The 14072-nt window shown below is 64.1% G+C and carries 15 protein-coding genes; 9 read left to right on the top strand and 6 right to left on the bottom strand.

Translation table 11 applies throughout. The features are described from left to right. The first annotated feature begins 72 nt into the window (after positions 1–72). Positions 73–2409, top strand: a complete 2337-nt coding sequence (locus tag F813_RS0102665; protein WP_017925453.1) for an EAL domain-containing protein — start codon at positions 73–75, stop codon at positions 2407–2409. Positions 2410–2466: 57 nt separating this feature from the next. On the opposite strand, the gene F813_RS0102660 is transcribed toward F813_RS0102665, so the two are convergent. Further along, positions 2467–2838, bottom strand: coding sequence for a hypothetical protein (locus F813_RS0102660; RefSeq protein ID WP_017925452.1), 372 nt, complete (start codon positions 2836–2838; stop codon positions 2467–2469). Between the two features lie 185 nt (positions 2839–3023). Here F813_RS0102660 and F813_RS0102655 point away from each other — a divergent pair, with 185 nt between their 5' ends. The 6 genes from F813_RS0102655 to F813_RS0102630 all read left to right on the top strand — a co-directional run bounded on the left by F813_RS0102655 (position 3024) and on the right by F813_RS0102630 (position 7143). Then, positions 3024–3671: an ERCC4 domain-containing protein gene (locus F813_RS0102655; RefSeq protein WP_017925451.1), complete on the top strand. Its 648-nt coding sequence runs from the start codon at positions 3024–3026 to the stop codon at positions 3669–3671. Positions 3672–3850: 179 nt separating this feature from the next. After that, positions 3851–4174 (top strand): ferredoxin FdxA, encoded by a 324-nt coding sequence (gene fdxA / locus F813_RS0102650; protein WP_017925450.1) that lies wholly within the window; start codon positions 3851–3853, stop codon positions 4172–4174. Between the two features lie 431 nt (positions 4175–4605). Continuing rightward, the gene (locus F813_RS0102645; RefSeq protein WP_017925449.1) at positions 4606–5451 is read left to right on the top strand and encodes a hypothetical protein; all 846 of its coding nucleotides are present in this window, start codon (positions 4606–4608) and stop codon (positions 5449–5451) included. Positions 5452–5589: 138 nt separating this feature from the next. After that, positions 5590–5922: a hypothetical protein gene (locus F813_RS0102640; RefSeq protein WP_017925448.1), complete on the top strand. Its 333-nt coding sequence runs from the start codon at positions 5590–5592 to the stop codon at positions 5920–5922. A 10-nt stretch (positions 5923–5932) separates the two neighbouring features. Next, the gene (locus F813_RS0102635; protein ID WP_017925447.1) at positions 5933–6640 is read left to right on the top strand and encodes a C39 family peptidase; all 708 of its coding nucleotides are present in this window, start codon (positions 5933–5935) and stop codon (positions 6638–6640) included. After that, positions 6637–7143, top strand: coding sequence for a hypothetical protein (locus F813_RS0102630; protein WP_017925446.1), 507 nt, complete (start codon positions 6637–6639; stop codon positions 7141–7143). Before F813_RS0102635 ends, F813_RS0102630 begins: the two co-directional genes overlap by 4 nt. A 23-nt stretch (positions 7144–7166) precedes the next feature. On the opposite strand, the gene F813_RS0102625 is transcribed toward F813_RS0102630, so the two are convergent. The 5 genes from F813_RS0102625 to F813_RS0102605 form a co-directional block, all read right to left on the bottom strand. Further along, entirely contained in the window at positions 7167–8183 is a 1017-nt protein-coding gene (locus F813_RS0102625) for a transporter (protein ID WP_017925445.1), read from the bottom strand. A 97-nt stretch (positions 8184–8280) separates the two neighbouring features. Continuing rightward, positions 8281–9711 carry a sigma-54 dependent transcriptional regulator gene (locus F813_RS0102620; RefSeq protein ID WP_017925444.1) on the bottom strand — a complete coding sequence of 477 codons (1431 nt, stop codon included), beginning with the start codon at positions 9709–9711 and terminating at the stop codon, positions 8281–8283. Between the two features lie 341 nt (positions 9712–10052). Further along, a complete protein-coding gene (locus F813_RS0102615) occupies positions 10053–10442 on the bottom strand; it encodes a DUF4870 domain-containing protein (protein WP_017925443.1) in 390 nt (129 codons plus the stop codon). 106 nt (positions 10443–10548) lie between these two features. Then, a complete protein-coding gene (locus tag F813_RS0102610) occupies positions 10549–11439 on the bottom strand; it encodes a DMT family transporter (RefSeq protein ID WP_017925442.1) in 891 nt (296 codons plus the stop codon). Between the two features lie 46 nt (positions 11440–11485). Beyond that, on the bottom strand, positions 11486–12001 hold the full coding sequence (locus F813_RS0102605) for a hypothetical protein (protein ID WP_017925441.1): 516 nt from the start codon (positions 11999–12001) through the stop codon (positions 11486–11488). 174 nt (positions 12002–12175) lie between these two features. Here F813_RS0102605 and F813_RS0102600 point away from each other — a divergent pair, with 174 nt between their 5' ends. Continuing rightward, on the top strand, positions 12176–13051 hold the full coding sequence (locus tag F813_RS0102600; RefSeq protein WP_017925440.1) for a decaprenyl-phosphate phosphoribosyltransferase: 876 nt from the start codon (positions 12176–12178) through the stop codon (positions 13049–13051). Continuing rightward, positions 13048–14022: a lysylphosphatidylglycerol synthase transmembrane domain-containing protein gene (locus F813_RS0102595; protein ID WP_026148111.1), complete on the top strand. Its 975-nt coding sequence runs from the start codon at positions 13048–13050 to the stop codon at positions 14020–14022. The genes F813_RS0102600 and F813_RS0102595 overlap by 4 nt, the downstream gene beginning before the upstream one ends. Positions 14023–14072: the final 50 nt, after the last annotated feature.

Here is a 14072-nt window from a genome sequence, read left to right as displayed (position 1 = left end):
AGGTTCTGCAACAATACGGCCCCGGGGCCAAGCGGTGCCGCGCCGCCGGAACCGCGCAGCCGTTCCGCCTGGGTGATTGGGCTCGGGTTTACCATCGTGCTCGTGCTGATGGCGGCGTTGATCGCGCTGGGCCTGAATCGCATGGCGCAGGTTCATGACCGCCTCGAACTGATCGTCCACGAACACAACGTCAAGACCGAGCTACTGGGCAACATGCGTAATGCCGCGCGTGAGCGCTCGGTAACCCTGCTTCAGCTGTCGATCACCACCGACCCGTTCGATCAGGACGAGGGGATCATGACCTTTCGCGGTCATGCCTCGGAATTCATGTACAACCGCCAGCGGCTGGATGCGATGCCGATGACGGCGGCCGAACAGCGGCTGCTGGACGAATCCCGCGGACTGACCGAGCGCGCGGTTCAGGTCCAGGAGCGCGTGCTCGACCACATCGTAGATGACGAGACCGACGAGGCGACGAGCTGGCTGCTCGCGGAGGCCATCCCGAAACAGGGGCGCGTGCTGGAACACCTGGACGCGATGATCAACCTTCAGCAGGAGGCCGGTCTGACAGCCGTGCGCGACACCGCGCGTCAATACCGCACCGCAGTCGTCCTTATGCTGGTGCTCGGTGGCGCCGCACTACTGATGGGCATGCTGATCGCCCTGGGGGTGCTGCGGCATACGCGGCGAATTGAATCGGCCCTGTTCGAGGAGAAAGAACGCGCCCAGGTCACACTGCACGCCATTGGTGATGGCGTGATCACCACAGATCTGCAAGGGCGGATCGACTACCTCAACCCGGTCGCCGAGCACCTGACGGGATGGGACCAGGAAGCCGCTCGTGGCCAGCCCCTTTCACGCGTATTTCACATCATCCGGGAGTCCACCGGCGAACGGCTCCATCATCCGCTGACCGAACGCATGCCGGATGGCACGGCCTGCACGCTGGACCAGGAGGCCATCCTGATCTCGGCCGAGGGTCGCGAACACGCCGTCGAAGAGGTCTCGGCCCCCATCCGCGACCGCGACGGCACCATCATCGGCGCGGCCCTGGTATTCCGTGATGTCTCCAAGGCACGCGAGATGGCCCGCGAACTGTCCTGGGCTGCCACCCACGACTGCCTGACCTCGCTGGCCAACCGTGCGGAATTCGAGCGGCGCCTGAGCCAGCTGGTGGCCACGGCCCAGCAGGAAAACCGCGAACACGCCCTGCTCTACATGGACCTGGACCAGTTCAAGCTGGTCAACGACACCTGCGGACACGGGGCAGGCGACGACCTGTTGTGCCAGCTGACCTCGCAGCTGCACAGCCAGCTGCGCGAGAGCGACACCCTGGCACGCCTGGGAGGCGACGAGTTTGGCGTGCTGCTGTCGAACTGCCCGCTGGTACAGGCGGAACGCATCGCGGAGACCCTGCGCACAACCGTCGACAACTACCGGTTCGAGTGGCAGGGACGAATCTTCCGCGTCGGGATCAGCATCGGGGTAGTCCCGGTGTTCGGGCACCTGAAAGACACGGTGCAGTACATGAGCGAGGCCGACGCCGCCTGCTATCTGGCCAAGGAACAGGGACGCAACCGCATCCATGTCTCGCGGGCCGGGGACGCCGAGCTGTCGCATTGCCAGGGCGAGATGAACTGCGTCCAGCGCATTACCCATGCCCTGCAGCACAACCGATTCTGGTTACACGGGCAAAGGATCGTTCCGGTCTCCGGCGACGAACCCACACACACCGAGGTCCTGCTGCGGATGGTCGAGGAGGACGGCACGGTCGTCCTGCCGGCCACCTTCATCCCCGCCGCAGAGCGCTACGGGCAGATGCCCGCAATCGATCGCTGGGTGATCAAGCGGGTGCTTCAGCACGTGGCCACCGACACCGATACCGAGGGTCACTTCGCCGTGAACCTGTCCGGCCAGTCCCTCTGTGACCGGGGCATGCTGGACTATATCGTCCATCAGCTGCAGAACAGCGGCGTCAAGCCCAGCCGAATCTGTTTCGAGATTACCGAGACCTCCGCGATCGCCAACCTGAGCCAGGCCAGCCGCTTCATCCGCGAATTGAGGGGCATGGGCTGTCACTTCTCGCTGGACGACTTCGGGACGGGTATGGCCTCGTTCGGCTACCTCAAGACACTGAAGGTCGACTACCTGAAGATTGATGGCAGCTTCGTGCGCGATATGGCGGAGGACCGGGTCAGCCGGGCGATGGTCGAGAGCATTCACCACATCGGCCGCGTGATCGGGGTCAAGACGGTCGCGGAGTGTGTCTCGCACGAGCGCCTGATGGACGCCCTGCGGCTGGTGGGGGTGGACTATGCCCAGGGCTTTGGACTCCACGTGCCGGAGCCCCTGGAACCCTGTCCTGTTCCGGTCGCGGAAAGCCGGCGTTCCGGATCGGTCGCCGGCTGAATACCGCAGAACACCGGTGCGGCCGGGAACGAACCCCGACCGCCTGTTTAACCCCGGTCAGTAGCCCATGTTCGCGTGGACGTCCGGCGGGGCCTCGTGCGTCAACAGCGACCAGGTCAGATGCGCCATGACCTCGGGCGCCACCACGGTGTGGCGATTGCCCCCGCGCTGCATCCCCTCGCGCAGGCGCTGGCGCACCTCGGCCTGCCCCGTCAGGTCATAGACCACATCCACCTGATCGCCACGGGCCAGGATCTCCTCGACCGATTCCACCGGAATCCCGCGCGCCTGCGCCAGTTTGCGGCCGTCGGTGTCGCCCTGCTCCGATACCGCGGAAATCTCCATTCCCGGCGTATCGCTGTCCAGCAGCAGTTCCAGAAAACGGCCCCCTACGCGGCCCAGCCCCACAATCGCGATCTGAATCGCCATCACTCCCTCCTGTGTTTTCGTTATATCCGGCATGCATCGTTCGGCATGCCCATCGGAGTATAGGGGACATTCTCGCTTTCGCACGCCTGACAGATGCTGGCGGAGACATGGGGAAGATCGGGCCTTTTGGGCCCCGGGCTCGAGCCCCCTACACTCGGCGCATTCACTGCAATGGAGTACACCGCATGAGTCAGTTGCATCTCCCGATCCGCGTGGATCGCCGCGAACAGGGCAAGATCATCCAGCGCCTCGAGCGCCTGGAGGGCGTGGAGCTGGAGTTCGTCGATCTTGATGTCGGCGACTACGAACTCCCCAATGGGGTCGTCGTGGAGCGCAAGTCCGCCACCGACATGGTGCTGAGCGTCGTGGACCAGACCCTGTGGGAGAACGCCGCCAAGCTGAAGGCAACGCATGAAAAGGTGATCTACGTGGTCGAGGGGGACCTCTACGAGCCCCGCTTCCACCAGCAGGCGCTGGACATCCATCGCGCCCTGACGCACCTGACGATCGCACTAGGGATCAGTGTGCTGCCCTCCAATGACGAAGATACCAGCGGCATGCTGATCTACTTGCTGGGCATGAACGCCCAGGTGGACCCCGACCCAATCGCGCGCCCCGCCAAGCCCGAAAAGCGCCGTGCAGCGGCGGAGTTCATTGTCAGCGGCCTGCCCGGTGTGGAACCCGATCTGGCCCGCGACCTGCTGCGCCAGTTCGGCAGCGTCCGCGACGTGCTGAACGCGGATGCCGAGCAACTAGTCAAGGTCGATGGCATGGACCTGGAACGCGCCCAGCGCATCGAGTCGGTCGTGACCCATGGGAGCCGCAAGGGTTAAGGAGACACTGATCAGTGTTTCCTTGATCCCGCAGGGTGCGAGGATTCACGTGTCTCGCCCCCCGCCTGACGTTACAATGCGCGCTGTAGCCCATGCGCAGGCCCCGGGGTCACGCGCGGCGGCGCTCGCCAGACCACCGGAAGGCGGGACCGCAATTCACTGATTTCAGGGAGAAACCCATGACGTTTGTCGTTCTCGAGAACTGCATCAAGTGCAAGTACACCGATTGCGTCGAGGTCTGCCCGGTCGACTGCTTCCACGAAGGCCCCAACTTCCTCGCGATCGACCCTGACGAGTGCATCGACTGCACGCTCTGCGAGCCGGAGTGCCCGGCCGAGGCCATTGTGCCGGAGGACGACGTCCCGGAGGACCAGCTCGAGTTTATCGAGCTGAATGCCGAGCTCTCGCGTACCTGGCCGGTGATCACCGCGCGCAAGGACCCGCCGGAAGACGCCGAGGATTGGGACGGCGTCGAGGGCAAGCTGAAGCACCTGGAACGCTAATCCGCATCAATGGGGCTGCCAGGCAGCCCCACAATCTCGCTGCATCCGCCTGCCAGGCGCACCCCCTCTGCATCTCCCAATGCGCTGCAACAGCCTTCTTCCCGATCGCCCCCCCTTCCTTGCAAGAGAGCCCGTGGCCACCACAGCTGGCTCACCCGGTGTCTCCTCGGTGATTCACTGAAAAGAAACTCGATTCAACTTTGGATTCAAAGGGTTATAAACCGAACGGCCGCTCCCGTATGCGCGCGCTGTATCACGGATGGCACAGATTGGGTCTGATCGCGAGCCCCCTTGCCCCCATAAGTCATTGTTCTACCGCACAAACTCTCCGCTGGCCCAAGTCCTGCTAGTTGGGTTGTTGCGTAGCACGGGCCACGTGGACCGGGGCTACGACAACCGTCTATTGCTAGCTAGCCAATGGAGACAAGACCATGAACTTCCAAAAGACCCTGATTGCTTCCGCAATCGCCCTGGCCTTCGGCCTGAGCTCGGGCCTGGCCCTCGCCAACCCGACCAATACCGCCGATGGCGAAGTCGGTGATCAAACCGCCACCGCCACCTCCTCGGCCGATGGCGGCGGCGCCTCGGCGAACGAGTATTCCCAGGCGTTCGCGATTAATGACTCCGACCTGTCCAACAGCTCGGACAACAGCACGAATGTCTCGGACTCCGGCAACACCACGGTCTCGGATTCGGGCAATGACAGCTCGGATAACAGCCTGAACATTGCCGACTCCGGGAACGACAGCTCCGACAACAGCACGAACATCGCCGACTCGGGCAACACCACCGTCTCGGATTCCGGCAATGACAATTCGGACAACAGTCTGAATATCGCCGACTCGGGGAACGACAGCTCCGACAACAGCCTGAATATCTCGGATTCGGGCAACGACAACTCCGATAACAGCATGGCCCATGCGGATGACAACAGCGCAGCGGCCAACAACGGCTCCACCGCCTCGGTGACCCGTGACCAGAGCGACAACTCCGACAACAGCCTGGCGATCATGGATTCCGGGAACAGCACCGCAACGGACAGCTTCAACACGACGCTGCAGGTGAACGCCGTGGTCAGCCAGAACGAGCTGTCGGGTACGGTGACCGGGAATTATGTTGATATCGCGGGTCATGCCTCTCAGGAGAGCCACAACTACATCGGCTCCGACTCCTTTGTGGCCCCGGCGGGGATTACCCAGGTGTCGCAGAACAGCGGCGCGAACAGCCTGACCCAGCAGCAGGTCTCGGTGCAGGCGCACCTGAACCTGGGCAACTAACCGACACATTCTGTCGGAACGGCATGCGGCGGGGACCAACCCCGCCGCATTCTCCCTGCCATGCAAGAGGGTCCGGTCATGTGTAATCCGTCAGCCCACCGGGGCGGAATCGGTTTTGTTGTCTCGCTGTCTGCCGGCATGTTGCTGCTGACGGCCATCGCCCATGCCGACGTCCCGCCGGCTGGCGATGCACTGCTGCTCGGCTCGGGTCCCGGCACCTACGAGGTGGTCGATCTGGCCACTCTGGACGCGCAACGGGCCCGCCAGGGTGTCACCAGTATCCAGCTCGGCCAGATCCACTCCCGCATCGACCTCGCGAACAACCACGTCGTGAACTCCACCACCGGCAAGAATTTCGTGGCGGCCGGGGCCTTCGACAACGCTCGCGGGATCTCCACGGTCATTCAGAACAGCGGCAATAACGTCGCCATACAGGAATCGATGATCGTGAACATCACGCTCAACCCCTGAGGAATCACCGATGCCCATCCGCCGATGGTTCCTCTGCGCAATCATTACCACCACGCTGATGCTTTCACCCACCCTGTCCGCATGGGCCAGTGGGGCCCAGTTCCCGGGCATGATCGGCAGCATGAATGTGCCGGTGGAGAGCCTTAAAGACCTGCGCTTTCGCTCCATCGTCCCACAGCGATACGACTTCAGCTGCGGCTCCGCCGCCCTGGCCACCCTGCTCACCTATCACTACGACCGCCCCACCACCGAGGTGGAGACGTTCGACAGCATGTTCCGGCACGGTGATCAGGACCTGATCCGCGAGCAGGGCTTTTCCATGCTCGACATGAAGCATTACCTGGAAGGCCAGCAGGGCCTGCCCGCCGACGGCTTTCGCATCGGGCTGGACGACCTCGAGAACCTCGGGGTGCCGGCGATCGCGATGATCGAAACCCGCGGCTATCGCCACTTCGTGGTGATCAAGGGACTCGAAGGCGGGCGTGTACTGGTGGGAGACCCTGCGCTGGGGGTCAAGAGTTATACCCGTCACGAGTTCCAGCGGGTCTGGGTCAACGACATCCTGTTCATCATCCGCGAGGACGTGGACCTCGCCCGGCATCGCTTCAATGCCTCGGAAACCTGGGCCGCCGTGACCCGTGCGCCGATTGAATCGGGCGTCGTGCGCAGCGATCTGGCGAGCTTCACCCTGCATCTGCCCCGCGCGAGCGACTGGTGAGCGCCATGATGAAACGCCTGCCCTGCTGCATCCTGGCCGCTATGCTCGCCAGCGCGACATGCGCCACCACGGCTCACGCCCTGGATGTCCTGCCCCCGCTTGGTGACGAGCGCGTGGTACCGGATTCGGTACTGGAGGCCCAGCGCGGCGGCTTCTTCGGGCGCGACGGCCTGGAGATCTCGATCGGACTGGAACAGATCACGTCACTCAATGGCGAAGTAATCAACCACTCCACCCTGCGCCCCCTGAGCGATATTGCCAGCGGCTCCCACTGGCCCGGCACCGACCTGCGTTCGGTCGTCATCCAGACCGGGGGGGCGATGCCGGCGGAAAGCTGGGCCTCCGGCATGGGCTGGGTCACCGCGATCCAGAACGAACTCGACGGACAGGACATCCGTCACCAGACCATCCTGCAACTGGAGCTGGGCAACCTGCAGATGCCGCGAGGGGACCTGGGCCGGGCGCTGGAACAACACATGCTCGAGCGTGGCGGAGGCTTCTGATACCTCCGCCACGGTAACGCCCCTCAAAAACGGATCGGCACCCGCAGGGTGGCCTGCACATCCGGTGCGGCCTCGGTCGCCCCGACGCCAAGCGAGAAATTCACACTGGTGCGGTCCGTCAGCCGGTGCGAGATACCCCACAGCACGGTCCCCACCTGGCGCCGCCCGAAAACGGGCTCCAGCCCACTTTCGTTCTCCACCCGCGTCCGGAATACCGTGCTGTGGTCGTAGCCAAAGCTCATCGAGGTGCGGTCGTTCAGGCTGATCGCCATTCCCAGGCTCATACCGACCGCGTCGCCGGGATTGACCTTGCCATAGCCATCGCCCACATCGCGCTCGATGTTCCAGAGATAGCTGACGTTCGCAAAGATCACGGCCGGGTCGGTCGGGTAGATCATCGTCACGCTGGGCTGGATGCTCCAGAACCCGGAACCCGTGGGCTGCTCGAGGAAGATCTCGCCCAGGCGATTACCCTCGTCGTCCAGGATCTCGCGGCGGGCGACATCGAAGGGCCCCTTCCCGGTCGTGCTCTTGGCCTTGAGGTTGCCGATAAAGAACGGCCGACCTCGATCCGCCATGTTGAACTGGTAGGACACACCGAACTCGATATCGCCCAGTCCCTGACCGGTGGAGCCGGTCACCCGCTCCAGCGCGGTCGCCTCGAGGATGTCCCGCCGCCGCACCTGCTGCTCGCGGTAGACATACGGGATCTTCATCCCGACCTCCAGCCGCTCGGTCAGGCCGTAGCGAAAGCTCACCGCCGCGGTCAGCGTATCGCGCTCCGTCTCGCTGACATCAATCAGCCCGATCGCCAGGGCCGGGATGATGGTGAATCCCTCGATCGACACATCCAGCGAGCTGCTGTGGACGTACGAAAGCGACGGCTCCACCACCCACTGCCCCTTCGGTGTGAGCACCCCACGTTCCTCGAAGACCGTCACTTCGGGGCCCGAGTCCACCGGGGCGTCCCCGACCGCCTCGCGAGCCTCCTGGCCCACGGCCGGCGCGGCCAGCCCGATACACAGCGGCACCACCCCCAAACCACTTCTCCTGACCCATCGCTTGTCCACCGTCGTTCTCCATGGCCCCAGGGGCCGAACTGTTACGCAAGGGCCACTCTCTTCCCCGTCACAAGATTCAGGGGGCACTGGAACGCAGCCCGTACTTGTCGAGCAGGCGGTAGAGCGTCATCCGGCCCACCCCCAACTGGCGCGCGGCCCGCGAGACATTGTGGTCACACTGGCCCAGCACCTTGATCAGCAATTCCCTTTCGGCGATCGAGCGCGCCTGGGACAGCGTTAGCGGCTTCTCGGCATGGCCCGCCGCGGCCAACCCCAAATCCTCCGGCCGAATCAGGCGGCCCTCCGCCATCGTGACCGCCCGCCGCACCCGGTTCACCAGCTCGCGTACGTTGCCGGGCCAGGCATGGGCGTACATCGCCTGCCACGCGTCCTGGGTAAAGCCACGCAGTCGCGGGTTCTGGCTGCGGAACTGCTCGAAATAGAAGCGCGCGAGTTCTTTCAAATCCGTGCCCCGCTCACGCAACGGGGGCACATCCAGCTGGATAACGTTCAGGCGGTAGTAGAGGTCCTCGCGGAAACGACCGGTCTCGACGGCCTCGTCCAGCGCGACATGGGTCGCCGCGAGCACCCGTACATCCACCTTGATGGGTTGCAACCCACCGAGCCGCACGAGCGTTCCCTCTTGCAGAAAACGCAGCAGATTCACCTGTAGCTCCAGGCTGAGATCGCCAATCTCGTCCAGCAACAGCGTGCCGCCATGCGCGAGTTCGAACTGCCCGATCTTGCGTCGGCCCGCCCCGGTAAAGGCACCCGCCTCGTGGCCGAACAGTTCCGACTGGATCAGTTGTGCCGGCAAAGCCCCGCAGTTCACGGCGACAAACGGCCCGTTCGCGCGCCGTGAATGACGGTGCACGGCCAGTGCAGCCAGCTCCTTGCCGGTGCCACTTTCGCCCTGAAAGAGCACCGGTGCCTCGGAGCCGGCGACCCGCTCGATCTGACGGGCCAGCCCCTGCATCACCGGGCTATGACCGACGATGGAGATATGGCCCGACTCGACACCCCGGGTGGGGCGCGCAGGCCGCGCCTCCAGCGCGGCCATCCCGCATGCCCGGCCCAGCGTGATTTCAAGGCGCGCCTGGTCGAACGGCAGGGTATGAAAGTCGTAACAGGACTCGCGGATCAGCTCGCGAACATCGTCTTGCAGTAATAGATCCGAATGCACCAGCGCAATCCACTTCACGTGCTGATGGGTGTGTACAAACTCGGTCACCCAGTTCGGGACAGGGCTGCCCAGATCGACAAGCCCAACACGAATCTTGCCGAGCGCGCCCTCGGCCAGGCCACCCGCCCCCGGGACACGCCACAGGCTCCAGGCATCGGAGAAGCTCGGCATCGATTGCCCCGCTCCTCCGCCACCGTCCACCCATGCCACGTCGCGCACCATCGCAGTCGCACAGGCACGCTGCAGTGCATAACGCGATTCGTCGGAATCCCCCCGGGGCAGGAAAGTCCCACCATCCACCGACCGCAAAAAGGAACCATTCAACCTTCGCGATCCGGCCATGCCCGTCCCTATTGTTCAGATCCAGCTCTACTGGCCCACTCGATTCAACCGATCCATCGCTGCAAGTTCAGCGATGTCTCTGCCGGAATATAGGGGAAAAGGACGACCGCAACATTAAACAACGAGCGCGAAATTAACCACCAAAAAGAATTACAATTTATTTTAATGAAGAGTATTAATATTCCCGAAACCATCTCCGATAAACAATAAAAAAGGCCGCTCGAAAGCGGCCCTTTTTGTGATGCATTTAAAATCCCCGACCGTACGATACGGGGACACTACGTCTCAGACACGAGAAAGATCTGCAATCTCATCAACCCACCTCACCACAGCCAGGTCTCCGGCTGCTCGATCGCACGGTCCTCATTGTTCGCCAGCAGACCCTTGATACACCGAACCAAAAGCCAGACGATCATGAACAGCAAGACCAGGAATCCAATACCGATCGGGGTCAAAACAGCCCCTACGATGACGCCGAGCAAACCAATCCAGAATGTACGAATCTGGTAGGTAAAATGCGTATCGCTGACCGCGTCCCCATCGTGGCGTTTGATGTAAGCAATAATCAAACCGGCGATCGCGGTGAGTGCGGTCAGAAAACTGACCAGATACAGTACGTACACCACGGTCACCATCGTGCGCTCCTTGCGCGGACCCGGTACCGGACCGCTCACTTCGCTGGGTTCGACCTCCGGTCGTGTTCCTTCGCTCACCTTGCACCTCCTGTCGGCATGGTTACGCTCATGACGAGCCTTGAGCTCGAGACTAGCACTTTTGCCACTTTCCACGGCCAGCACCGGTCAAGCGTACCGCTGCTTCCTAAAGCGCACCCGCCGAAACGATCAGTACGATCCCGGCGAGGGCAAACGCGAATCCGGCCAGTTGCACGCGCGACATGCGCTCGGCCTGAAACAGACGGGCCATCAGTGCGGTCGGCGCGGGCGACAATGCACCGGCCACCGCAATGATCGACAACAGCCCCATGCGCACGGCCACCACAAAGGCCAGTGTCGCGGCTGCCTGGAACAGCCCTGCCAGCGCCAGCAACACAAAGGTGGAACGACTCATGCCACGCTCGGGCCGCAGGACCAGCATCACCAGCGCGAGCGTCAGGGCCCCCACGGCCGAGGTGGCCACCACGGGCCACAACGGCGAGCCGGCCTCGGCCTGATCCAGAAACACGAATACCAGGCCGAAGCAGACCCCTGCGATCACCGCGTCCAGCAGCCCCTTGATCGGATGCGCGCCCCGCGCCAGCGCCATCAGACCGCGTACGGGCCGATCCAGACGCCTGGGACTGGCCTTGCGCGCCCCGCCCGAGATCATGCCGATCGCCACCACAATGGCGCCGATGCCAACCAGCGCGAGCATGCCCGGCCGCTCGCCAAGCGCCAGGCCCACACCCAGCGGCACCAGAGCGGAAATCACCCCGGTGATCGCCGCCACCAGGCCCATCGAGCCCTCGGCCAGCCCGTGATAGTAGGCGAGAAGCCCCAGCGCCAACGCGAGTCCGGAAGCCCCGCCCCAGATCAGCGCCTGGGGCCCCGGGAGCCCGGCCATCGGAATGGCAATCAGCAGCAGCGCCCCCGTGGCCAGGAACTGCGAATAGCACGCCACCACCAGCGCGGGAATGCGGCGCGAGGCCAGGCCACCCAAAAAATCCCCCGCACCAAAGCCCAGCGCGGTCAGGAGTCCGAGGAAAAAGGCCATCTAGCGAGGCCGCCGTCGACCACCCGGCGCGCGAAGCGCCCGGGACTTATTCACCGGCCTGTTCGAGCAACTCCTTCAGCCGGTCCTCGTTCGCCGCGGTGTGGATACCCGTGACCGTGCCGTCGCCATCCAGCAGGATCACGGTGACCTCTTCCGGGGTGTGCGGCATGAAGCCCGCATCCTCTTCGGACTGGGTCACCGCGGTCGGATACTCGCGGGCCTGCATGCGCGGCAGGACAACGTTCTCCATCACGTGCGGGGGCATCTGGTGGATATCCGCGATGTAGATCACACCGATCTCGTTACGCTCTTCCTCGGTCATCTCGCCGAGCACGGCATTGGCGATATCCGCCGGGGCCATCTCCACGGTCTTGAGGATCACGCGTGCATCGCCCGGAATCTGGAGCGGGTTCCCGTGCTGATCGTTCAGCGTGCGTTCGGGAAAGGCCTCGCCCTCGACGACTTCGTCGGCCGAGGCGTTGGCACCCCCGTCGCAGGCCGCGAGCAACAGGGTTGAGGTGGCAAACAACGCGGCAAGCAGAAGTGCAGGCAATCGTGTCATGGGGAGTCCTCCAGGGCTGTGAATCGATGCGCGCCGTGAACGGTCGGACGTTCGCGGCAAACGCCACCGATGGTAACGCATCCATGGCCCCAGTAGACTTCACGGACTCGCTGACCCATGTAACCACTCGCGTTGGTCCGTGTTTCCCCAGAGCAAATGCCCCGGAACTCCTCAATGCTTCAGCCACTGATCAAACTGCTGCGGCCGCACCAGTACATCAAGAACGGGTTTGTCCTGCTGGGCGTCGTGTTCGCCCACGAGTGGCAGCCGACGATGCTGCTGGCCGCGGGGGTCGCCTTTGTCGCCTTTTGTGCGATCGCAAGCGCTGTTTATGTGCTGAACGACATCGTCGATGTCGAGGCCGACCGCCAGCACCCGGTCAAGCGCAACCGGCCGATCGCCAGCGGGGTGATCCCGGTCGGCACCGCCTGGGCGATCTTTGCCACCCTGGTCGTGGTCGCGCTCGTGCTGGCGGCACTGGTCAGCACCGGCGTGACCGCCCTGGTGCTCGCCTACCTGGTGCTTAACGTGGCCTACTCCTGGTCGCTGAAGCATATCGTGATCCTGGATGTCTTCAGTATCTCGGCAGGCTTCATGCTGCGCATCCTGGCCGGCACGCTCGGCCTCGGGATCGAGCCCTCGCAGTGGCTCTTGCTGTGCGGGCTGATGCTCACGCTGTTTCTCGGCTTCGCCAAGCGCCGCGCGGAACTGGCGGATACCGCGATCGAGCGCTCCCCCGAGCGCGAAGGCCCGCGCCGCGTACTCAACGACTACAGCGTGGGCCTGGTGGACCAGTTCATCGCGATCAGCGCAGCCTGCACGGTCCTGTCATACGGGCTTTATACGGTCAGTGCACAGACCATCGACCTGCACGGCACCGACGGGCTGATCTACACCCTGCCGCTCGTAATCTACGGCATCTTCCGCTACCTGTTCCTGCTGCACGCCCGAGGCGGGGGAAACGACACCTCGCGCGACCTGGTCACCGACCCGCACCTGCTCGCGACGGTCGCTGTCTGGCTGGGCGTCACCATCGTCGTCCTGGCATGAGCGCAGTGCTGCTGTCCGGCTGGCGCATGCGTGCCGTGATGTTCTCCGTAATCGCGGCGGTCGTGCTGTATCTGGGCGTCGCACTGTGGGCGGGCGCGACCGAGGTCTGGCATGCCCTCACCCTCGTGGGCATCGGGGGGCTGCTGCTGGCATTGTCGCTCTCATTGGTGAACTACTCGTTGCGTTTCACGCGCTGGCAGCTCTACCTGCGCCGCCTCGGCCACCATGTGCCCCTGCGCGCGAGCGGCCACATCTACCTGGCCGGGTTTGCCCTGACCACCACCCCCGGAAAGGCGGGCGAAGCGCTGCGCGGGGTGCTGCTGAAACGGCGTCATGTTCCCTATCCCGACAGCTTCGCGGCCTTCGTCAGCGAGCGCCTGTCGGATCTGATCGCGGTCGTGCTGCTGTCGATGCTGGGCTTTACCCTGGTGGCCCAGGGCGGCTGGCTGATCCTCGCAGGGGCCAGTACCGTGGCGCTCGCGCTGGTCATCCTGTCGTGGCGCCGACCGCTGGCGCGGCTGCAGGCGTGGACGGACCGGCCCGGCCAGCGCCTGTGGCGGACCGTTCATCACTTGGCGACCGTCCTCCTGCAGGCCCGTCGCTGCCATCGCCCGACCCTGCTGGCTGGGGCGACTATCCTGAGCGTGGTCGCCTGGAGCGCGGAAGCGCTCGCCTTCTGGTGGATCCTCAACGCGATGGGCTTCGAGGCGAGTTTCGCCTTCGCCGCGTTCGTGTTCGCACTGGCGATGCTGGCCGGGGCGCTGAGCTTCCTGCCCGGCGGGCTCGGCGGCACCGAGGCCGTGATGGTCGGCCTGTTGCTGCTGCACGACATGCCCGCGGCCGATGCGGTCGCCGCGACCATGCTGATCCGCTTCACCACCCTGTGGTTTGCGGTCATCCTGGGCCTGATCGCCCTGGGCACCAACCCCGAGGCCCGCGGGCGCGAACACCCGGCAGAGCATCATGCGTAACCGATCTCCTGTAGGAGGCCAGCCCTCTGGCCGATCACCCATGACGAATC

The organism is Thioalkalivibrio sp. HL-Eb18, assembly GCF_000364985.1.
Taxonomy (GTDB): domain Bacteria; phylum Pseudomonadota; class Gammaproteobacteria; order Ectothiorhodospirales; family Ectothiorhodospiraceae; genus Thioalkalivibrio.
The sequence above is the reverse complement of the archived record's forward strand: the minus strand, read 5'-3'. Positions and strand labels throughout refer to the sequence as shown.

Coding starts and splice junctions, on each gene's coding strand:
- F813_RS0102640 (WP_017925448.1), top strand. CDS start 5,590: ATGTTGCTGCTGACGGCCATCGCCCATGCCGACGTCCCGCCGGCTGGC.
- F813_RS0102655 (WP_017925451.1), top strand. CDS start 3,024: ATGAGTCAGTTGCATCTCCCGATCCGCGTGGATCGCCGCGAACAGGGC.
- fdxA (WP_017925450.1), top strand. CDS start 3,851: ATGACGTTTGTCGTTCTCGAGAACTGCATCAAGTGCAAGTACACCGAT.
- F813_RS0102595 (WP_026148111.1), top strand. CDS start 13,048: ATGAGCGCAGTGCTGCTGTCCGGCTGGCGCATGCGTGCCGTGATGTTC.
- F813_RS0102635 (WP_017925447.1), top strand. CDS start 5,933: ATGCCCATCCGCCGATGGTTCCTCTGCGCAATCATTACCACCACGCTG.
- F813_RS0102660 (WP_017925452.1), bottom strand. CDS start 2,838: ATGGCGATTCAGATCGCGATTGTGGGGCTGGGCCGCGTAGGGGGCCGT.
- F813_RS0102645 (WP_017925449.1), top strand. CDS start 4,606: ATGAACTTCCAAAAGACCCTGATTGCTTCCGCAATCGCCCTGGCCTTC.
- F813_RS0102600 (WP_017925440.1), top strand. CDS start 12,176: ATGCTTCAGCCACTGATCAAACTGCTGCGGCCGCACCAGTACATCAAG.
- F813_RS0102605 (WP_017925441.1), bottom strand. CDS start 12,001: ATGACACGATTGCCTGCACTTCTGCTTGCCGCGTTGTTTGCCACCTCA.
- F813_RS0102610 (WP_017925442.1), bottom strand. CDS start 11,439: ATGGCCTTTTTCCTCGGACTCCTGACCGCGCTGGGCTTTGGTGCGGGG.